Here is an 18,673-nt window from a genome sequence, read left to right as displayed (position 1 = left end):
ACGGATGAAGAGCATGATTCATGCAAATCGCGGCAGGCGGGTCTCATTGGCTCGACACATCGCTGGCTTTACCTTGATCGAATTGATGATCGTGGTCGTGGTTATCGCGATTTTGGCGGCCATTGCTTACCCGAGCTATCAACAGCACGTGATCAAGGCGCGACGTGCAGCGGTCGCTGGTTGCCTGCAGCAGGGGGCGCAACTCATGGAACGCTATTACACGACAAACTTGACTTATGTCGGGGCTCCGGCGCCTAGCTGCGAAGCGGCGTTGACAAACTTCTACACGGTAGGCTTCCAGGGTGGTGCTCCCACCGCCCGTGCTTTCATCCTAGGGGCGGTGCCGACGGCGATTCAGAAGGATTCAAAGTGCGGGACCTTGTCGATCAATGCTCAGGGTGTTCGCACCAAGAGCGGTAGTGCGACGGTTGCCGAATGCTGGTGATTTCGGTCTGATCCAGTAATGCTTGCCCAGAAAAAGCCCGCCGTGCATTGCGGGCTTTTTCGTGCGCGCAGCGAAGGCTTTCACGGTGCGTCATCGGGATTAGGCAAAACAAAAAAGCCTGCCTATCGGCAAGCTTTTTTGTTTTTTTTATTTGGCGCCCGAAGTTGGACTCGAACCAACGACCCCCTGATTAACAGTCAAGTGCTCTAACCGGCTGAGCTATTCGGGCGGGAGGCAAATTCTACTTGGTGGAAAGATTGTGTGCAATACCCGGATTCATCTGCAGGGTTGGTCTGCCCTTGGGTGGGCGTTGCGCACGCGTCCAGCATTGTTGACCACAACCTGCATCAGCAGGATGTCGGTGTCATTGCAGATGGAGATGGTCGTGTTCGAACCCGCACTGCGCCCGTCCGGCAGATAGCGGATGTTGCTGCGTCCGGCGCCGCTGTGGATGCGAAGTGAAGTGTGGGCGGGATGCAGGGTAGTGCGGATGATGTCGGCATGGTGGTCCGGGCGCCCGTTGCCGTTGGCATCTATGAACACCAGCCAGCCGCTGCCCCAGTCCGTATTGCCAGCGCATTCGCGGCCATTCGTGGAGGGGCAGAGTACGGTGTTCTTGCGCTGCCAGATCGCACTGTTACGGGCCAGGTGTAGATGGCCAACCAGGGCATGCTGTGTGGTCAGCGCCCGCTGCCGCTGCAATACGTGCGGCAGGTAGGGCGTGCTGATAGCGGCCAATATTCCGATCACCGCCACACAGACAAGCATCTGTACAAGCGTGAAGCCCTTGTTGCGCGCAGGACGGGCGAACGGGTGGCTTCGAGAGGGGCGCATGGCAGGGCCGGCAGGGGCGTTTGCGTCTATGGTCGCCAAACGGGCTCCGTAACAGGCTCGCTGCACCGCTTGGCTGAACATCGGGTTACTCCATGCGCTGGGGTCAACCCGGTGCTCGCTATACTCGAAGGTCAACCCCGCCCAGTGGTCGACATGTCAGACAGCTTCCAGCTCGTATCGCCGTATTCGCCCTCCGGCGACCAGCCGGCCGCCATCGAAAAGCTGGTGGCCAACTTTGAAGCGGGCATCGCCAAGCAGACCCTGCTGGGCGTGACCGGCTCGGGCAAGACCTACACCATCGCCAACGTGGTGCAGCAGGTGCAGCGCCCGACTCTGGTGATGGCGCCGAACAAGACCCTGGCTGCGCAGCTTTACGGCGAGTTCAAGGCGTTCTTCCCGCACAACGCGGTGGAATATTTTGTCAGCTACTACGATTACTACCAGCCTGAAGCCTATGTGCCGTCCTCGGATACCTTCATCGAGAAGGACAGTTCGATCAACGAGCACATCGAGCAGATGCGTCTGGCGGCGACCAAGACCTTGCTATCGCGCCCGGATGCCATCGTGGTGGCGACGGTGTCGGCGATCTACGGCCTGGGCGCGCCGGAAGACTACCTGTCGCTGCGGCTGATCCTGTCCAAAGGCGAGCGCATTGATCAGCGTGATCTGATCAAGCATCTGACCCAGCTGCAGTACACCCGCAACGAATACGAGCTGCAGCGCGGTACCTTCCGCGTGCGTGGCGAAGTGATTGATGTGTTCCCGGCCGAGCTGGACAGCGAGGCGCTGCGCATCGAGCTGTTCGATGGCGATATCGAGCAGCTCAGCATGTTCGACCCGCTTACCGGTGAAAGCCTGCGCAAGATGCAGCGCTACACCATCTACCCGAAGACCCACTACGCCACCACGCGCGAAAGGGTGTTGGCGGCGGTGGATACCATCAAGGCCGAGCTGAAGGAGCGGCTGGAGCAACTGTATGCGCAGAACAAGTTGGTCGAGGCGCAGCGCCTGGCCCAGCGCACCCAGTTCGACCTCGAGATGATGGCCGAAGTCGGCTATTGCAACGGCATCGAGAACTACTCGCGGCACCTCACCGGCAAGGCGCCGGGCGAGCCGCCGCCGACCCTGTTCGACTACCTGCCGCCGGATGCCTTGCTGGTCATCGATGAGTCGCACGTGACCATTCCGCAGATCGGCGCCATGTACAAGGGCGACCGCTCGCGCAAGGAAACCCTGGTCGAATTCGGCTTCCGCCTGCCATCGGCACTGGACAACCGCCCGCTGCGTTTCGAGGAGTGGGAGGCGCGCTCGCCGCGTGCCATCTATGTGTCGGCCACGCCGGGGCCGTATGAACTGCGCGAGTCCGGTAACGACATCACCGAGCTGGTGGTGCGCCCAACCGGTTTGATCGACCCGGAAGTGGAGATCCGCCCGGTCGGCACCCAGGTCGACGACCTGATGTCGCAGGCCAATGAACGCATCAAGATGGGCGACCGCGTGCTGGTCACCACGCTGACCAAGCGTATGGCCGAAAACCTCACCGAATACCTCAGCGAGCACGGCATTCGCGTGCGCTACCTGCACTCGGACGTGGACACCGTGGAGCGGGTGGAAATCATCCGCGATCTGCGCCTTGGCAAGTTCGATGTACTGGTCGGCATCAACCTGCTGCGCGAAGGTCTGGACATGCCGGAAGTGTCGCTGGTGGCGATCCTGGATGCGGACAAGGAGGGCTTCCTGCGCTCGACCGGTTCGCTGATCCAGACCATTGGCCGCGCCGCGCGTAACGTACGCGGCAAGGCCATCCTGTATGCCGACAAGATGACCCGTTCGATGCAGGCGGCCATTGACGAGACCGACCGCCGTCGCCAGAAGCAGGTGGAGTACAACCAGGAGCACGGCATCGTGCCGCAGTCGGTGGTGCGGCCCATCGTCGATATTCTGGAAGGTGCGCACGACGAGGGCTCGCCCAAGTCCAGCGCCAAGGGCAAGGGGCGGCGCGTGGCCGAGCCCGAGAGCGATTACCTGCCGCTGGAGCCGGCCAAGCTGGCTGCACGCCTCAAGGAGCTCGAGCAGCAGATGTACCAGCACGCACGCGATCTGGAATTCGAGGACGCAGCCCGCGTGCGCGACCAGATCCATCGCCTCAAGGAGGCGAATCTGGGCTGAAATCGGCCGCTGTGAAGTTTTTCCAGAAAACGGTTGTTCTTCGTGAAGAGCAGGGTTAAGATACGCGCCCTCGCAGCGAAGAATTGTTGCTGAGAAGGGCGGTTAGCTCAGCGGTAGAGCACTACCTTGACATGGTAGGGGTCACAGGTTCGAACCCTGTACCGCCCACCACTCCCTTGGGAAGTGGCCACGAAAGCCCGGCGCAGGCCGGGCTTTGTGTTTCCGGATGATGTTACGCGTTGCAGTAGGGGTGGGTTTGGCCCTTTGCAGCGTGGATAGGTTTCAAAGCGGGCGGTTAGCTCAGCGGTAGAGCACTACCTTGACATGGTAGGGGTCACAGGTTCGAACCCTGTACCGCCCACCACTTCGGGTTCCGGCAAACGGATCGAGGTGAAAAGTTAAAAAAGCCGGCACATGTGCCGGTTTTTTTGTGTCCGGTGGTTGGCGGTGCGCTCTTGTTGCGGCGGCTTATCGTGAGCTGCCACGGGGAAGGCGAAGCTTCGAGCATCCTCGGTAACGGCGTTCCGGTTGTCGGGGCGCCTCATGGCTTGGCCGGCCGGTCGTTGAGTCAGCGGGCCTGACAAGTGGTGATGCCATTGGCGGAAGCGCAGCCAATACGGAAGCTGGGGCCGAGTGGACCGGTGAGCGGAATGCCCCTTCTTTGCGCCTCGATCAAGAAGTTCTGTAGATCGGTTGCGGGTGGGCCATTAAACTCGTATTCACGGTATCCACCCTTGGCGAAATCTTCGTTGCTTCTTGGGATGGAGTTGTTGTGCGCGTCCTTGGCACTGTTTGAGTCCTCTTCCCAGCGTTTGGTCTTGACGTTATAGAAGATTTCCATCGAGCTTCCGTCGCTGAAGCCTGGTTCGACCGTCACCTGGGCACCATCTGATTTCAGCCATGTGTACGGGTTGAGTACCCGCAACACGCTGTTGCCGCCGGCGATCAGGGCCGGCCACCGGTAGTCCATATCGTCCAGCAGGTTGTTCATTTTCGCTGAGTTGTTGATTGCCTCCCAGGCGCTTTCGGGAAATTCTGCTTGGGCTGCAGGCGCAGCGCTGCGCTCGGAACTACTGGCCTGGATGGTCGCCAGATCGGCTATGTCCACGTGTACCCGCAATGAGTTGCCATTGGCCTGATATAACCGCGATCAGGTCGACGAAGTAGTCGTCCAGGGCTGCTGGTGGGGTTGATTCGTGGAGTTCGAGGTTGCCGGTAATTACGTAGGTCTTGAGGTCTGCGGTGGAAAGGCTGAAGACTGCGACAGCGCCAAAGTCGATTTCGGATCTGGCGGCGGCTTGCATTTGCTGAGGGGAGCAGCTTTCACATTGTGCTGCAGGCCATTCCTGGGCGTCGGCGCTTTGCAGGAAGCCTAGTGTGAGCAGCCCTGTCGCGAATAGTTTGTGATGCATGGCGATTTTCCCGTTAGATGATCCATATCAATCGGACAAGGCAAAGGCTTGTCAGGGTAGTCATCCAGATGACGGCTCGTGGCTTGGAGGTTCGGGAAACAAATGCGGCTGTCAGCGCGCAGATTGTTGCTGTGATGGCTGCGATGATTGCCAGGTTGCCGCGGGTTGTCGTGGTTGCGCCCAAGGCGCCGAGTGTGACGAGGGTCAGTGCCAGCAGGCTTCGGGTCGGATTGTGGGAGATAGGCCGCATTGCGGAGCTTTCCTTGCAACAAGTTGCCTGGTTTATTGATGATAATGAGTATCAGTTACCGTGCTGTGGCGGCTGGCTGCTTCTGCTGAAAGGGCGGGTAAGGCGGGGCGTCGGAATCCGTTTGGCGGTCAGTGCTGTGGCTGTTCGTCATGTGAGTGGCATTCGTCGATGGGCCGCTGTTGCATGTGTGAGGCGATTCCGGGCAGTTTTGTCGTGATTGGTTTAATATCACTGCAGTAACCCCTTCGGCAGCCAAGGTGGCCCGCGCAAAGCGCCGGCCGAGCGTGTGACATGAGCACTACCATCGCCCATTGCTGATTTGCCGCCACCGCCTAGATGCCAGGCGCCGTTGTGGCGCTTTTTTATTGCTCCGATTCCCATGAACTCCCTTGAAGCTGCGCCTGTTGGCGTAGTTTCCAGCCCGCCCGGCGGGCCGTGACCTTTGGTGACCCCATGATCAACATCACTCTCCCAGACGGCAGCGTCCGTCAGTTCGAAAACCCGGTCAGCGTCATGGACGTTGCCCAGTCCATCGGTGCGGGTCTGGCCAAGGCCACCATTGCTGGTGCCGTTGATGGCGTGCTGGTTGATGCCAGCGACGTGATCGATCACGACGCCTCGCTGCGCATCATCACGGCCAAGGACGAGGAGGGTGTGGAAATCATCCGCCACTCCTGCGCCCACCTGGTGGGTCATGCGGTGAAGCAGCTGTACCCGGAAGCCAAGATGGTGATCGGCCCGGTCATCGCTGAAGGCTTCTACTACGACATCTACAACGAGCGCCCGTTCACGCCGGAAGACCTGGCGGCGATCGAAAAGCGCATGGGCGAGCTCATCGCGCAGGACTATGACGTCGTCAAGAAGGTCACGCCGCGTGCGGAAGTGGTTGAAATCTTCAAGGCGCGTGGCGAGGAGTACAAGCTGCGCCTGATCGAGGACATGTCCGACGACATCACTGCGATGGGCATGTACTACCACCAGGAATACGTGGACATGTGCCGTGGCCCGCACGTGCCGAATACCCGCTTCCTGAAGTCCTTCAAGCTGACGCGCATCTCCGGTGCGTATTGGCGCGGTGATGCCAAGAACGAGCAGCTGCAGCGCATCTACGGCACCGCCTGGGCCGACAAGAAGCAGCTTGAGGCCTATATCAAGCGCATCGAAGAAGCCGAAATGCGCGATCACCGCCGCATCGGCAAGCAGCAGGATCTGTTCCACCTGCAAGAGGAAGCGCCGGGCCTGGTGTTCTGGCATCCGAAGGGCTGGTCGATCTGGCAGGTCGTCGAGCAGTACATGCGCAACGTGTACCGCCAGAGCGGTTACGGCGAAGTGCGCTGCCCGCAGATCCTCGACGTGAGCCTGTGGAAGAAGTCCGGTCACTGGGACAACTACCAGGACAACATGTTCTTCACCGAATCGGAGAAGCGCACCTATGCGCTGAAGCCGATGAACTGCCCGGGTCACGTGCAGTTGTTCAACCAGGGCCTGCACAGCTACCGTGACCTGCCGATCCGTTACGGCGAGTTTGGCGCCTGCCATCGCAACGAGCCGTCGGGCGCGCTGCACGGCATCCTGCGCGTGCGCGGCTTCACCCAGGACGATGGCCACATCTTCTGCACCGAAAGCCAGGTCGAGGCCGAAGTAACGGCCTTCCACCAGCAGGCGCTGGCGGTGTACAAGGCGTTCGGTTTCGAGGAAATCCAGATCAAGATCGCGCTACGTCCGGAATCGCGTCTGGGCGATGACGAGACCTGGGGCAAGGCCGAGGGCGCGCTGCGCACCGCGCTGTCCAGCTGCGGCGTCGAGTGGCAGGAGCTGCCGGGCGAGGGTGCGTTCTACGGGCCGAAGATCGAGTACCACCTGAAGGATGCCATCGGCCGTACCTGGCAGCTGGGCACGATGCAGGTCGACTTCATGATGCCGGGCCGTCTCGGCGCTGAATACGTGGACGAGAACAGCCAGAAGCGCCATCCGGTGATGCTGCACCGGGCGATTGTCGGCTCGATGGAGCGTTTCCTGGGCATTTTGATCGAACAGCATGCCGGCGCGTTCCCGACCTGGCTGGCACCGGTGCAGGTGGTGGTGGCCAATATCACCGACGCCCAGGCCGATTACGTCGACGAAGTTCGCAAAAGCCTTGCAAATCAAGGCTTCCGGGTTGACGCCGATTTGCGCAACGAAAAGATCGGCTATAAGATTCGCGAGCATACGCTGCAGCGGGTGCCGTATCTGCTGGTCGTGGGCGACCGCGAGAAGGAGAACGGGGCCGTGGCGGTACGCTCGCGGTCCGGTGAAGATCTTGGCTCGATGTCGGTTCAGGCCTTCGTCGAGCGGCTGCAGGCAGAATTGAAACACTGAAGTAAGTAGGGCCCCGGCCCCGGCGGACACTCCGCAGGGCCGGTACTAATCCACTTGGAGATTGCAATATCAGTATCCCTGACAACAAACAGAACCGTCGTAACCAGGAAATCCGCGTTCCGCGCGTACGCGTGATCGGAAGCGATGGTGAAATGATCGGCGTGCTCACGCGCGACGAGGCGCTGTCCATGGCCGAAGACGAAGGTCTTGATCTGGTTGAAATCCAGCCGCAGGCCGATCCGCCGGTCTGCAAGATCATGGACTTCGGCAAGTTCAAGTTCGAAGCGCAGAAGAAGGCCAACGAGGCCAAGAAGAAGACCAAGCAGGTCGAGATCAAGGAAGTGAAGTTCCGTCCGGTCACGGACGAGGGCGACTACCAGATCAAGCTGCGCAAGATGCGCGGTTTCCTCGAAGAGGGCGACAAGATCAAGGTCAACATCCGCTTCCGTGGCCGCGAAATGAGCCATCAGGAACTGGGTCGCGAAATGGCCAACCGGATTGAGGCTGATCTGGGTGAGGACATCGTGATCGAGTCCCGTCCGCGCCTGGAAGGCCGGCAGATGGTCATGATGATCGCGCCGAAGAAGAAATAAGCCGCCGGCCTGTAGGCCGCTGCTTTGCTGAACGGGGAGGGGCTGCGGCTGCCTCCCTGTTTGCATGCCTGTTCAGCTGATCTGCGCGCCCGTTGCCTTGCTGTTTGCAAGTGACTGGCGCGCAAGGCATAATGGGCGGCCCGGTTCGCCGGGTTTGTTGTTTGCTTCACCCAGGACCTGCCTGCCTCCAGTGGGAGCGTGGGCTTTAAACAGACAAGGGCAGGGATGGAAAGTGTGGGTAAAACCACCGCCCAGTCAGTGAAAAGAGACCATCAAGGACATAGCAATGCCCAAGATCAAGACCAACCGGGCGGCGGCCAAGCGTTTCCGCAAGACCGCCTCCGGCAAGTACAAGTGCGGTCACGCCAACCGTAGCCACATCCTCACGAAGAAAGCGACCAAGCGGAAGCGTAACCTGCGTCAGACGAATCACGTCCGCGCAGAAGACGCAGGCCGTCTGGACCGTATGCTTCCCTATCTCTGAGGACTGAACCATGGCACGAGTAAAGCGTGGTGTGCAGGCGCGCCGCCGCCACAAGAAAGTATTGGATCTCGCCAAGGGCTATTACAACGCCCGTCGCAAGGTCTTCCGCGTTGCCAAGCAGGCAGTCATCAAGGCACAGCAGTACGCCTACATTGGCCGTAAGCAGAAGAAGCGCAATTTCCGTTCGCTGTGGATCACCCGCATCAATGCGGCTGCCCGCATCAACGGCCTGAGCTACAGCCGTTTCATGAACGGCCTGCTGAAGGCTGGTATCACCCTGGACCGTAAGGTTCTGGCTGATATCGCCGTGCACGACGCAGCCGGTTTTGCCGCTCTGGCAGAAAAGGCCAAGGGCGCACTGGCGGCATAAGTTCTTCCTGCAGCGGTTGTAGCGTTCACGCGCAACGGCTGTGGTGAGACAATGCATGGGGAAGGGCGCAAGTCCTTCCCCATTCTTTTTTGTGTTGGTTGCCGCTGCCGATGGTTGCGCGGCGATCAGGCACTGGTGGCGACGGGGGTCGGCCCGGCGCATACCGCGTAGGCATGCCGGCCAGAGGTTTCGTCGATCCCATGAGTGACATCCAATCCTTGACCGCGCAGGCGCTGGCCGATGTGGCCGCGGCGCAGAGCCCGGACGCACTGGAAAGCCTGCGTGTTTCCCTGTTGGGCAAGAGTGGCAGCATCACCGCCCAGCTCAAGCAACTCGGTGGCTTGCCGGCCGATGAGCGCAAGGCGGCAGGCGAGGCGATCAACATCGCGCGCGATGCGGTGTCCTTGGCCTTGGGTGAGCGCAAGGCGCTGCTGGAAAACGCTGCACTGGACGCGCGACTGGCCGCTGAGAGCATCGATGTCACCCTGCCGGGCCGCCATGGCGAACGCGGCGGCCTGCACCCGGTCACGCGCACCCTTGAGCGCATCACCGAAATCTTCGCTCGCCTCGGTTACGAGTTGTCCGAAGGCCCGGAAATCGAAGACGACTGGCACAACTTCGAAGCGCTGAACTTCCCGCCGCACCACCCGGCGCGTGCCATGCACGACACCTTCTACTTCGGCGACGGCCGCCTGCTGCGCACGCATACCTCCGGTGTGCAGGTGCGCTACATGGGCGACCACAAGCCGCCGCTGCGCATGATCGCCGCCGGCAAGGTGTACCGCAGCGACAGCGACCAGACCCACTCGCCGATGTTCCATCAGGTTGAAGGCCTGCTGGTGGACGAACACTCCACCTTCGCCGACCTCAAGGGCACCTTGTCCGAGTTCGTGCGTGCCTTTTTCGAGCGCGATTTCGAGATGCGTTTCCGACCGAGCTACTTCCCGTTCGTGGAGCCGGGTGCGGAAGTGGACATCGCCTGGCAGCAGCCCGATGGCAGCACCCGCTGGCTGGAAGTGCTGGGCTGCGGCATGGTCCACCCGAACGTGCTGAAGTCGGTGGGTATCGATCCGGAGCGCTACACCGGCTTCGCCTTCGGCCTGGGCGTGGAACGTTTTGCGATGCTGCGCTACGGCGTCAACGACCTGCGCGCCTTCTTCGAAAATGACGTCCGCTTCCTCAAGCAGTTCGCCTAACCGCAGCTGTAGTGCCGAGCCATGCTCGGCAGCTTTTAAACGTTGACCAACGCTAGGCGCAAAGCGCCGGGCATCAACAAAAAAAACACCGCAACGGGAGGCCCGCCTCCCATCAAGGTAAAGACATGAAATTCTCTGAAAGCTGGCTGCGCAGCCATGTACCGACCAGCGCATCGCGTGACGAACTCAGCGCCGTGCTGACCGCCATCGGCCTGGAAGTCGAAGAGGTCACCGCACTGGGCGCGGGCCTGGACAACGTGGTGGTTGCGCGCATCGTTGAAGCCACTCGCCATCCAGAGGCTGACCGCCTGCAGATCTGCAAGGTCGACGCCGGCCAGGCCGAGCTGCTGCAGATCGTCTGCGGCGCGCCGAACGCGCGTCCGGGTCTGGTTGCACCGCTGGCCATGGTCGGGGCACAGATCGGCGAGTTGAAGATCAAGCCGGCCAAGCTGCGCGGCGTGGAATCCAACGGCATGCTGTGCTCGGCCAAGGAACTTGGACTGGACAACGACGCCTCCGGCCTGCTGGAACTTCCCGATGACGCGCCGGTTGGCACCGCGCTGGTGGACTACCTCGGCCTGCCGGATTCCAGCATCGAGATCAAGCTGACCCCGAACCGCGCCGACTGCTTCAGCGTGCGTGGCATCGCTTTCGACGTGGCCGCCGCTACCCGCAGTGAAGTGAAGCCGTTCGCCGCTGACGCCGTACTGGCTCAGGGCGCACGTGAGTTGAGCATCCAGCTCGACGCAGGTGCTGAAGCGCCGCGTTACTTGGGCCGTGTGATCGAAGGCGTCAACGCTGCCGCCAGCACCCCGCTGTGGATGGCCGAGCGCCTGCGTCGCAGTGGCGTGCGCCCGGTGTCGTTGCTGGTCGACATCACCCAGTACGTGATGCTGGAACTTGGCCAGCCGATGCACGCCTATGATCTGGATACCTTGAAGGGGCAAATCGCCGTGCGCCGCTCGCGCACCGGTGAAACCCTCAAGCTGCTCGACGGCCGCGATGCCGCGCTGGACGACAGCTTCCTGGTGGTGACCGACGCCGACCGTCCGGTGGGTCTGGCCGGCCTGATGGGTGGCTTCGACACCCGCGTCACCGATACCACCAGCAAGGTGTTCCTGGAGGCAGCGCACTTCGCTCCGGCCGCGATCATGGGCCGTGGCCGCAAGCTCGGCCTGCATACCGATGCCGGCCACCGCTTCGAGCGCGGCGTTGACCCGCAGCTGCCGCGCACCGCCATCGAATACGCCACCCAGCTGGTACTGGACCTGGCTGGCGGCACGCCGTCGCCGGTCACCGAGGCCGTGCGCGAAGCCGATCTGCCGGTTGCTGCCAGCATCCACCTGCGCCGCGCCCGCATCCTGCGCGTGCTCGGCATCCAGATTGAAGACGCCGAAGTCGAGCGCATCCTGCGTGCCCTCGGCATGCAGGTTGAAGCTGCCGCCGATGGCTGGAACGTGACCGGCCCGAGCCGTCGCTTCGATATCGCCATCGAAGAAGACCTGATCGAAGAACTGGCCCGCATCCACGGCTACGAGTCCATCCCGACCACCTTGCCGGGCGGCGCTGCACGCATCGCCATGCCCAGCGAAACCCGTTTGGATGACCTCAGCGTGCGCCGCCAACTCGTGGCCCGCGAAATGCTGGAAACCATCAACTTCGCCTTCGTCGATGCCGAACTGCTGACGCAGTGGCAGCAGAATGAAGGCCTGGTCGCGCTGGCCAACCCGCTGTCGGCCGAGCTGGCGGTGATGCGCCCGCTGCTGCTGCCGGGGCTGGTCGCCACACTGGGCCGCAACGTGGCCCGCCAGGCCGGCCGCGTGCGTCTGTTCGAGATCGGCCGAGTGTTTGAAGCGCAGGCCGGTGAGGGCAAGCTCGCGCCCAAGGAAACCGTGCGTATCGCCGCGGCTGTATGCGGCGATGCCGCTGCCCTGCAGTGGGGCGAGAAGGCACGCAAGGTCGATTTCAATGACCTGAAGGGCGACCTGGAGTCGCTGGCCGCCGCGTCGGGCGCCGTGCTGGAATTCCGCGCCTCGCAGCGCCCGTATGCGCACCCGGCACGTTCGGCTGATATCTGGCGCGACGGCCAGTGCATCGGCTGGATCGGCCAGCTGCATCCGCGCATGGCCAAGGCCATGGAAGTGGACGTGGAGGTCTACGGCTTCGAGCTGGACCTGGCGCCGCTGGCCGCGCGCGCACTGCCGCGTTCCAGCGAACTGTCACGTTTCCCGGCGGTTCGCCGTGACCTTGCTGTGGTCGTAGCTGAATCAGTCAGCTGGGCAGCGCTGTCGGCTACCATCCGCGCTGCGGGCGGCGAGTTGCTGCGTGATGTCGCACTGTTCGACCGTTATGTCGGCCAGGGCGTCGAGCCAGGCTTCAAGAGTTTGGCTATGGGCTTGATTTTGCAGGACAAGTCGCGCACATTGACGGACCGTGACGTGGAAGCCGTAGTCACCGATGTGGTGGCGGCGATTGATCACGGGCACGGCGCAAAGATCCGTGGCTGAGGCGGGATACAGGGAGCAGGCATGGCATTGACCAAGGCGGAGATGGCGGATCGTTTGTTCGACGAAGTTGGTCTGAACAAGCGCGAGGCCAAGGAGTTTGTCGACGCGTTTTTCGATGTGTTGCGCGATGCATTGGAGCAGGGACGTCAAGTGAAGCTGTCGGGCTTCGGTAATTTCGATCTGCGGCGCAAGAACCAGCGCCCGGGTCGCAACCCCAAGACCGGCGAGGAAATTCCGATTTCCGCCCGTACGGTAGTCACCTTCCGTCCGGGCCAGAAGCTTAAGGAGCGGGTGGAGGCATATGCTGGATCCGGGCAGTAACCGCGAACTTCCGCCGATTCCGGCCAAGCGCTACTTCACCATTGGTGAGGTCAGCGAGCTGTGCGACGTAAAGCCGCACGTGCTGCGCTACTGGGAAACCGAGTTCCCCAGCCTTGAGCCGGCCAAGCGCCGTGGCAACCGCCGCTACTATCAGCGCCACGATGTGCTGATGGTCCGGCAGATCCGCGGCCTTCTGTACGAACAGGGCTACACCATTGGTGGCGCCCGCCTGCGACTGGAAGGCGAGGGTGCCCGCGAAGAGTCGGCGCTGAGCAACCAGATCATCAAGCAGGTGCGCATGGAGCTGGAAGAAGTACTGCAACTGCTCCGACGCTGAGTTTTTTTGTGTGAAAGCCGGTATAATCACCGGCTCGCCGCAAGGCGAAAGCAGTAACGATCGGGGCGTAGCGCAGCCTGGTAGCGCATCTGCCTGGGGGGCAGAGGGTCGTCGGTTCAAATCCGGCCGTCCCGACCAACTACTGCAACACGAACAAGGGCTTGCGCTTCATTGCGCATGCCCTTTTTCGTTGTGGTGCCTTTTTGCTCTGTCTCGGCAGAGTGATGCCGATGCTTGATGGCACTGCCAAAGTGCCTCACGGTCACCGAGATGGTGCATGGTGATTGCCACGTTTCTTTGGCGCTTGAGCGCCTGAATCCGCGCGTTCGTCCAGGCGGCGCTCCGTCTAGCCGTTACTCCGCCAGGATGGTGCTGATGAGCTGCTTGTTGCGCTTGAACTCCTTCACTGCGGCGCGCATGGCGGCTTCCAGCGTGAGAACGCTTACCAGCTCACCCTCGATGTCGATTTCTTCGATATCCGCGTCGGACTCGGCCCGCTGCAGGTTGATCCGGATTTCCCGCGCGCGCTTGCTGATCAGCAGCGCTCGAATGTCTTCCAGCAGTTGAGTGTCCATATTGCCCTCCATGCGGGCTGTTTGTTTGGAAACAACAGCCTACCGCAGGGAGGTCGGCCCTTGTCGGGCTTGCATGGAGTGCGTTCGCGTTCGACGGACTCATCCCGCCGAATGGCCTTCCCTCAAGTGGGTGAAGAGCAAAGCTTTTGTAGGAGCGGCGTAAGCCGCGAAGCACGCAAATGGCGGGTTGGCACAGCAGCTGGCATGTAAGCAGCCTCAGCTTCGCGGCTTACGCCGCTCCCACAAAGCTTGGTGCGAGAGCAATCGTAGTGCCGAGCCACATGCTCGGCAGAGGCCTTCCCGATAATCCATCAGATTTTGTAGGAGCGGCGTAAGCCGCGAAACTCGTAGTCGGCCAGATCTCGGGGATGACCGACGTTCCACTACTGCCAGCTTCGCGGCTGACGCCGCTCCCACAATGCTTGGAGCGTGAGCAACTGTAGTGCCGAGTCATGCTCGGCAGAGGCCTTCCCGATAGTCCATCAGGTTTTGTGGGAGCGGCGTCAGCCGCGAAGCTCGTAGTCGGCGAGATTGCAGAGATGACCGGCGTTCCACTACTACCAGCTTCGCGGCTGACGCCGCTGCTACAACGCTGGGAGCATGAGCAATCGTAGTGCCGAGCCATGCTCGGCAGTGGCCTTCCCGATAGTCCACCAGGTTTTGTAGGGGGGGCCTAAGTCGCGAAGCTCGTAGTCGGCCAGATTGCGGGGATGACCGGCGTTTCATTGTTGCCAGCTTCGCGGCTGACGCCGCTCCTACAACGCTGGGAGCATGAGCAATCGTAGTGCCAAGCATGCTCGGCAGAGGCCTTCCCGATAGTCCATCAGGTTTTGCAGGAGCGGCGTCAGCCGCGAAGCTCGTAGTCGGCCAGATCGCGGGGATGACCGGCGTTTCATTGCTGCCAGCTTCGCGGCTTACGCCGCTCCTACAGGCGGGTGTTGGGCTGGTGCACTGATGCGAAAACAGTCACAGCCCATCCCCATCCTCAGCGCTTGCCCAGGTAGCCTTCCAGGACTTGCCTGGCGAGCGTCAGGTTGGTAGCGATGCTGGGGCCGAGCAGCGCTCGCGTAGCTGGGCCGTTGGTGAGGCTCAAGCCGCGCATGTCGAGAGACTGTCTGATGCGCTTACCAACGAATCTTTCCAATACCGCAGATGCGGGCAAGGATGCGCGGATAGCGCGCATCTCGGTGATCGCGTCTCGCCAGGATTTCTCATCCGGAGTGGCGGAAGCGAAGACGGCGATGAGCCTATCCAGGGTGGTCAACATGTCGTGAAGCAGCTCGTCTTGTGGCATATCTCTCTCCTGATTCGAAGCGCGAACCTTGCTGGCTGGCAGATCGGCGTTCAAGTCCAGTGATGTTGTTGTGGTGGAGCCGCCGCTGGCTGTGTTGCTGCCGCATGCAGGCTGTTGGTGGGGTGGCAATTTGGGAGTGAAACACCCATGGCCGCCTCCCGGTGAGTGAGGCTTGGGTGTGCAACAGTTCCGCACACTGCTGCGAATGCACTCGATCTGATGCCTTGGTCCGTGTGCCACGAGGGCACTACAATCCTTGGCTAGTCTGTGCCTGAAAACAGTGACGGGCCATGGCCCTGGAGTGCACCCATGAAATTCCTTGTTCATTGTATTGCGGTCCTGCCCTTGGTGGGTGCGTTGGCAGCCTGTGCCCCGAAGAATGACGCCAAGACTGAGGTCGCTCCACCGCGCGTTGGCATTGCCAATCCGGCCTCCGAGTACTGCGTGAAGAAGGGCGGCAAGCTGGAGATCAGGAAGAACAGCGAGGGCGGCGAATACGGCATCTGCCATCTTGCTGATGGCACCCAGATCGAAGAATGGGAGCTGTTCCGGCGCGACAATGCGGCCGGTACCAACTAGGGTCCGATGGGGCGCATGGGCTGGGTGAACCAGTTGGCGTCTGTGCTTAGACCAATCCAAGCGCGTGGTTCACTGCGCAGCCGAAAATGACTTCGACGGCCCGATTCAGTTGATCGTCGATATCGAGAGCCAACTTCGGATGCGCCGCCAGCCAGCTGTTGCGACTGATGATCGAAACAGGGAAGGGCGCTAGCTCTGCTCGGTCACGCGCAGTTTCGACACATCAAAACCCTGTAGCGCTGCTTTCTCGCTGAGTTCTTTCAGCTGGCTCTCGGGAATCTTCTTGTCACGGCTCAAAATCCACAGGTATTCCCTGTTGGGCGTGCCCACAACCGCCCACCGGTAGTCCGGATCAAGTGCAATGACCCAATAGTCCGCCCATACGAATGGCAGGAACGACAGGAAGGCGGGTGCAAAGCGCACCTTCAGTTCGGCTGGGCCATTGCCTGAAGGCTTGGCAACGCCTTCCGCCTGCAGCGTATCGCCGTCGGTTTTCTCGCAGCGGTTGATGACCTCGATCCTGCCATCGGCAAGCAGGCGGTAGTTGGCTGTTGTATTGCGCGCGCAGTTACGCTGGAAGTACATCGGGAAGTTCGCCTGCTCATACCAGGTACCGGCATAGCGTTGCAGGTCGATGTTGTCGACGGACTTCACTTCGGCGCCGTGGGCGGATGATGCAGCAGTCAGCAGTGCCGTAAGGGCGATATTCTTATTAAGCATTTCCAGTGCCTGTGTTTGGTCGCAAGGCAGGATGCGCCAACTGCCGCTGGCGGCGCGTGACGGGTGAGCTTTCAGAGTAGGGGCTTCGCCATTCCAAGTCGCAATCCACCGATATCAGTCGGTCGCGCGATGGAGGCGGATTTGAGTTGGGCGGATACCGGCGACAGCCGACGGTTTTGATCGACAAGCTCGGGCTTTGTCAGGGCGGCAATCATGCAGTACCATGCGCGCAACTCGTACTGCCGCGGCTGCTGAACCCGGTACTTACGAGAGATGATCATGGACATGGAAAGAACCCGTGGCTGGAGACGCTTCCAGTCGCGTAATCATGCGGGTGACCGCATTGCGCCACCGCAGAAGTTCAAGCCCGAGAAGAACTGGAAGCTGATGTACACCCGTAGTGCGAAATGTACACGGGCCAGGCAGCTGGGCTTTCAGTATCCGGTGCGGACAGTGCGGCAATTGCTTTTGGACGAGTCATGACACGCCTGCTGTTTGTTTGCAGCCGCAATCAACTACGCAGCCCCACTGCCGAAGTGATGTGGAGCAAACGGAACGGGTTTGAGGCCCGCTCGGCAGGTACCAGTCCACATGCGCGCAGAACCATCAGCCCGGCGGATATCCGCTGGGCTGATGTCGTCCTGGTAATGGAAACCAAACATCGTGACCGCTTGCGGGCGACGTTCGCACGCCTACTCGAGCATAAGCGTGTTCACTGCCTGGATATTCCCGACGATTACCGCTTCATGGAACCTGCCTTGGTGGCACTGCTTGATGTGTGCATTACTGCATGCTTGGCCTCGGAGGTCGCGGGCGGTAGCGGGCGGCGCTAGGCCTTCTCCAGGAGTTGAGCCATAGCTCTTTGGACACAGTGTAGTGCCGAGCCATGCTCGGCAAGAATTGCCAGGGGAATGCCCCCTGCCGAGCATGGCTCGGCACTATATGGGGTTGGCTGTTCGCGCTGGTGGTGGTCTGGCCTACCTATTCTGACAGAACGAGGTTCTAACGCATCGACTCAAGGAAATGGCTAATGTCGCCAGCCAGGTCGCTTCAAGGAAGACTTCATGTCGGTCGTGCACAGCTTGCGTGGTTGGTGTCTGTTGGCAGCTTTCTTTGTTGGAAGCGCTTCCGCGCAGGCACTGGCTGAAGCGGGTGCTGATGTGGAGGCGGCGCCGATCCGCGATCTTGAGGCTGTTGTCGTCCACGGTGCGCAGCCCGGCCCGGGTTTGTGGCGGGTGAGCAAGGACGGGCGTGTGCTTTGGATCCTGGGCACGGTGTCGCCTTTGCCCAACCAGATCGAATGGCGGGCCGATGAGGTTCGGGCGGTGATCGCGCGCTCGGGTCAGGTGTTGCTGCCGCCGGGCGTGATGTTCGATGCGGACGTTGGTTTCTTCGGCAAGGTGGCATTGCTGCCATCGATTTGGAAAGGCATGCGCAACGAGGACGGTGCAGAGTTGAACGATGTGCTTGCACCTGCATTCTATGCGCGCTGGCTTGCTGTCAAACAACGCTATCTACCGCGCGATGGTGGGATTGAACGCAAGCGTCCGATGTTCGCCGCCATGGAGTTGCAGTCGGCGGCCATGAAGTCGATAGGTCTGGGCCAGAGAAAGATTGTCTGGCCGGTGGTGGATGCGGCGGCAAAGGCGGCGGGCATCACCCCGACGCCGACGACGTGGAAAATAAAGATTGACGACCCGAAGGCTGCTGTTCGCGAATTCCGCGAAGGCGGTATCGACGACGCGGCGTGTCTTGAACGCACCGTAGCCTTGATCGAACACGATCTGCCCACCCTGGTGGAGCGGGCAAATGCCTGGGCAGTAGGCGATATCGAGGCGTTGCGACGCTCGCCTTATGAGGATGCGGGCAGTGCCTGCCTGCAGGCGGTGACCGAGTCGGGCTTTGTGCGCAACCGTGGCTACGGTGATCTGAGGGCGCGCGTGCGGCAGCATTGGCTGTCGATTGCGGAAGCTGCGTTGCAGCGCAATGAAGAAACGTTTGCGATGTTGCCGGTGGATCGATTGCTGGAAGCCGATGGTTATCTGGCGCAGTTGCAGGCGCGTGGTTACGAGGTTGAGTCGCCGTAGACGACAGGGCCTGCGCCGTTGTGGGAGTGGCGTAAGCCGCGAAGCTGAGGCGGGTTGAGCCCCTGGTCTCCATGTCATCGGAGAGGGTTGTTTCTTCGCGGCTTACGCCGCTCCCACAAAAAAACCGATGCCTGGGATACGG

20 protein-coding genes and 4 tRNA genes are annotated in these 18,673 nt (G+C 61.2%); 16 read left to right on the top strand and 8 right to left on the bottom strand.

Annotated features, from left to right (window positions below; genetic code table 11):
- Positions 1-4: 4 nt before the first annotated feature.
- Positions 5-445 (top strand): type IV pilin protein, encoded by a 441-nt coding sequence (locus BCV67_RS02715; RefSeq protein WP_269465314.1) that lies wholly within the window; start codon positions 5-7, stop codon positions 443-445.
- Positions 446-597: 152 nt separating this feature from the next.
- On the opposite strand, the gene BCV67_RS02710 is transcribed toward BCV67_RS02715, so the two are convergent.
- Positions 598-674 (bottom strand) — tRNA-Asn (locus tag BCV67_RS02710).
- 47 nt (positions 675-721) lie between these two features.
- Entirely contained in the window at positions 722-1,360 is a 639-nt protein-coding gene (locus BCV67_RS02705; RefSeq protein ID WP_082746473.1) for a GspH/FimT family pseudopilin, read from the bottom strand.
- 72 nt (positions 1,361-1,432) lie between these two features.
- Here BCV67_RS02705 and uvrB point away from each other — a divergent pair, with 72 nt between their 5' ends.
- The 3 genes from uvrB (at position 1,433) to BCV67_RS02690 (ending at position 3,812) form a co-directional block, all read left to right on the top strand.
- Positions 1,433-3,448, top strand: coding sequence for an excinuclease ABC subunit UvrB (gene uvrB, locus BCV67_RS02700; protein WP_062166358.1), 2,016 nt, complete (start codon positions 1,433-1,435; stop codon positions 3,446-3,448).
- A 96-nt stretch (positions 3,449-3,544) separates the two neighbouring features.
- Positions 3,545-3,619 (top strand) — tRNA-Val (locus tag BCV67_RS02695).
- A gap of 118 nt (positions 3,620-3,737) precedes the next feature.
- Positions 3,738-3,812 (top strand) — tRNA-Val (locus BCV67_RS02690).
- Between the two features lie 204 nt (positions 3,813-4,016).
- On the opposite strand, the gene BCV67_RS02685 is transcribed toward BCV67_RS02690, so the two are convergent.
- Both BCV67_RS02685 and BCV67_RS02680 read right to left on the bottom strand, forming a co-directional pair.
- Complete coding sequence (locus tag BCV67_RS02685) at positions 4,017-4,556, bottom strand: hypothetical protein (RefSeq protein ID WP_156455737.1); 540 nt, start codon at positions 4,554-4,556, stop codon at positions 4,017-4,019.
- Positions 4,519-4,860 carry a hypothetical protein gene (locus tag BCV67_RS02680; protein ID WP_062166356.1) on the bottom strand — a complete coding sequence of 114 codons (342 nt, stop codon included), beginning with the start codon at positions 4,858-4,860 and terminating at the stop codon, positions 4,519-4,521. Before BCV67_RS02680 ends, BCV67_RS02685 begins: the two co-directional genes overlap by 38 nt.
- Before the next feature lie 703 nt (positions 4,861-5,563).
- Between BCV67_RS02680 and thrS the strand changes: the two genes are divergently transcribed.
- The 9 genes from thrS (at position 5,564) to BCV67_RS02635 (ending at position 13,414) form a co-directional block, all read left to right on the top strand.
- The gene (thrS, locus tag BCV67_RS02675; RefSeq protein WP_062171360.1) at positions 5,564-7,468 is read left to right on the top strand and encodes a threonine--tRNA ligase; all 1,905 of its coding nucleotides are present in this window, start codon (positions 5,564-5,566) and stop codon (positions 7,466-7,468) included.
- A gap of 68 nt (positions 7,469-7,536) precedes the next feature.
- Entirely contained in the window at positions 7,537-8,061 is a 525-nt protein-coding gene (infC, locus tag BCV67_RS02670) for a translation initiation factor IF-3 (protein ID WP_057629344.1), read from the top strand.
- Between the two features lie 286 nt (positions 8,062-8,347).
- Entirely contained in the window at positions 8,348-8,545 is a 198-nt protein-coding gene (gene rpmI / locus BCV67_RS02665; RefSeq protein WP_002811096.1) for a 50S ribosomal protein L35, read from the top strand.
- A 10-nt stretch (positions 8,546-8,555) separates the two neighbouring features.
- Positions 8,556-8,915, top strand: a complete 360-nt coding sequence (gene rplT / locus BCV67_RS02660; RefSeq protein WP_054657697.1) for a 50S ribosomal protein L20 — start codon at positions 8,556-8,558, stop codon at positions 8,913-8,915.
- Positions 8,916-9,115: 200 nt separating this feature from the next.
- Complete coding sequence (gene pheS / locus BCV67_RS02655; protein WP_062166354.1) at positions 9,116-10,111, top strand: phenylalanine--tRNA ligase subunit alpha; 996 nt, start codon at positions 9,116-9,118, stop codon at positions 10,109-10,111.
- Between the two features lie 125 nt (positions 10,112-10,236).
- Entirely contained in the window at positions 10,237-12,618 is a 2,382-nt protein-coding gene (gene pheT, locus BCV67_RS02650) for a phenylalanine--tRNA ligase subunit beta (protein WP_062166353.1), read from the top strand.
- A gap of 21 nt (positions 12,619-12,639) precedes the next feature.
- Complete coding sequence (locus tag BCV67_RS02645) at positions 12,640-12,939, top strand: integration host factor subunit alpha (RefSeq protein ID WP_054657702.1); 300 nt, start codon at positions 12,640-12,642, stop codon at positions 12,937-12,939.
- Positions 12,920-13,276, top strand: coding sequence for a MerR family transcriptional regulator (locus BCV67_RS02640; RefSeq protein WP_057629341.1), 357 nt, complete (start codon positions 12,920-12,922; stop codon positions 13,274-13,276). Before BCV67_RS02645 ends, BCV67_RS02640 begins: the two co-directional genes overlap by 20 nt.
- A 61-nt stretch (positions 13,277-13,337) precedes the next feature.
- Positions 13,338-13,414: transfer RNA gene (locus BCV67_RS02635), tRNA-Pro, on the top strand.
- 215 nt (positions 13,415-13,629) lie between these two features.
- Here BCV67_RS02635 and BCV67_RS02630 read toward each other — a convergent pair.
- Positions 13,630-13,851: a hypothetical protein gene (locus BCV67_RS02630; protein ID WP_156455736.1), complete on the bottom strand. Its 222-nt coding sequence runs from the start codon at positions 13,849-13,851 to the stop codon at positions 13,630-13,632.
- Positions 13,852-14,836: 985 nt separating this feature from the next.
- Positions 14,837-15,199, bottom strand: a complete 363-nt coding sequence (locus BCV67_RS02625; RefSeq protein ID WP_156455735.1) for a hypothetical protein — start codon at positions 15,197-15,199, stop codon at positions 14,837-14,839.
- Positions 15,200-15,454: 255 nt separating this feature from the next.
- Between BCV67_RS02625 and BCV67_RS02620 the strand changes: the two genes are divergently transcribed.
- On the top strand, positions 15,455-15,724 hold the full coding sequence (locus BCV67_RS02620) for a putative hemolysin (protein WP_062166350.1): 270 nt from the start codon (positions 15,455-15,457) through the stop codon (positions 15,722-15,724).
- 189 nt (positions 15,725-15,913) lie between these two features.
- Here BCV67_RS02620 and BCV67_RS02615 read toward each other — a convergent pair whose 3' ends face one another.
- A complete protein-coding gene (locus BCV67_RS02615; RefSeq protein WP_062166349.1) occupies positions 15,914-16,444 on the bottom strand; it encodes a lipocalin family protein in 531 nt (176 codons plus the stop codon).
- Between the two features lie 71 nt (positions 16,445-16,515).
- Positions 16,516-16,731 (bottom strand): hypothetical protein, encoded by a 216-nt coding sequence (locus BCV67_RS02610; protein WP_062166348.1) that lies wholly within the window; start codon positions 16,729-16,731, stop codon positions 16,516-16,518.
- A gap of 192 nt (positions 16,732-16,923) precedes the next feature.
- On the opposite strand from BCV67_RS02610, the gene BCV67_RS02605 reads away from it, so the two are divergent.
- Together BCV67_RS02605 and BCV67_RS02600 are read left to right on the top strand one after the other, a co-directional pair.
- On the top strand, positions 16,924-17,277 hold the full coding sequence (locus BCV67_RS02605) for a low molecular weight protein tyrosine phosphatase family protein (protein WP_062166347.1): 354 nt from the start codon (positions 16,924-16,926) through the stop codon (positions 17,275-17,277).
- A 231-nt stretch (positions 17,278-17,508) separates the two neighbouring features.
- The gene (locus BCV67_RS02600; protein WP_082746472.1) at positions 17,509-18,531 is read left to right on the top strand and encodes a TraB/GumN family protein; all 1,023 of its coding nucleotides are present in this window, start codon (positions 17,509-17,511) and stop codon (positions 18,529-18,531) included.
- Positions 18,532-18,673 lie beyond the last annotated feature (142 nt).

The sequence above is a fragment of the Stenotrophomonas nitritireducens genome (assembly GCF_001700965.1).
Lineage (GTDB): Bacteria > Pseudomonadota > Gammaproteobacteria > Xanthomonadales > Xanthomonadaceae > Stenotrophomonas > Stenotrophomonas nitritireducens_A.
This window is presented reverse-complemented; position numbering and strand designations above follow the sequence as displayed.

What these genes read in the sequence shown, in the direction of transcription:
- BCV67_RS02640 (WP_057629341.1), top strand. Translation starts at nt 12,920, where the DNA reads ATGCTGGATCCGGGCAGTAACCGCGAACTTCCGCCGATTCCGGCCAAG.
- BCV67_RS02605 (WP_062166347.1), top strand. Translation starts at nt 16,924, where the DNA reads ATGACACGCCTGCTGTTTGTTTGCAGCCGCAATCAACTACGCAGCCCC.
- uvrB (WP_062166358.1), top strand. Translation starts at nt 1,433, where the DNA reads ATGTCAGACAGCTTCCAGCTCGTATCGCCGTATTCGCCCTCCGGCGAC.
- pheS (WP_062166354.1), top strand. Translation starts at nt 9,116, where the DNA reads ATGAGTGACATCCAATCCTTGACCGCGCAGGCGCTGGCCGATGTGGCC.
- BCV67_RS02600 (WP_082746472.1), top strand. Translation starts at nt 17,509, where the DNA reads ATGTCGGTCGTGCACAGCTTGCGTGGTTGGTGTCTGTTGGCAGCTTTC.
- BCV67_RS02705 (WP_082746473.1), bottom strand. Translation starts at nt 1,360, where the DNA reads ATGTTCAGCCAAGCGGTGCAGCGAGCCTGTTACGGAGCCCGTTTGGCG.
- rplT (WP_054657697.1), top strand. Translation starts at nt 8,556, where the DNA reads ATGGCACGAGTAAAGCGTGGTGTGCAGGCGCGCCGCCGCCACAAGAAA.
- BCV67_RS02630 (WP_156455736.1), bottom strand. Translation starts at nt 13,851, where the DNA reads ATGGACACTCAACTGCTGGAAGACATTCGAGCGCTGCTGATCAGCAAG.
- BCV67_RS02610 (WP_062166348.1), bottom strand. Translation starts at nt 16,731, where the DNA reads ATGTCCATGATCATCTCTCGTAAGTACCGGGTTCAGCAGCCGCGGCAG.
- BCV67_RS02615 (WP_062166349.1), bottom strand. Translation starts at nt 16,444, where the DNA reads ATGCTTAATAAGAATATCGCCCTTACGGCACTGCTGACTGCTGCATCA.
- thrS (WP_062171360.1), top strand. Translation starts at nt 5,564, where the DNA reads ATGATCAACATCACTCTCCCAGACGGCAGCGTCCGTCAGTTCGAAAAC.
- BCV67_RS02715 (WP_269465314.1), top strand. Translation starts at nt 5, where the DNA reads ATGAAGAGCATGATTCATGCAAATCGCGGCAGGCGGGTCTCATTGGCT.
- rpmI (WP_002811096.1), top strand. Translation starts at nt 8,348, where the DNA reads ATGCCCAAGATCAAGACCAACCGGGCGGCGGCCAAGCGTTTCCGCAAG.
- BCV67_RS02680 (WP_062166356.1), bottom strand. Translation starts at nt 4,860, where the DNA reads ATGCATCACAAACTATTCGCGACAGGGCTGCTCACACTAGGCTTCCTG.
- pheT (WP_062166353.1), top strand. Translation starts at nt 10,237, where the DNA reads ATGAAATTCTCTGAAAGCTGGCTGCGCAGCCATGTACCGACCAGCGCA.
- BCV67_RS02645 (WP_054657702.1), top strand. Translation starts at nt 12,640, where the DNA reads ATGGCATTGACCAAGGCGGAGATGGCGGATCGTTTGTTCGACGAAGTT.
- BCV67_RS02620 (WP_062166350.1), top strand. Translation starts at nt 15,455, where the DNA reads ATGAAATTCCTTGTTCATTGTATTGCGGTCCTGCCCTTGGTGGGTGCG.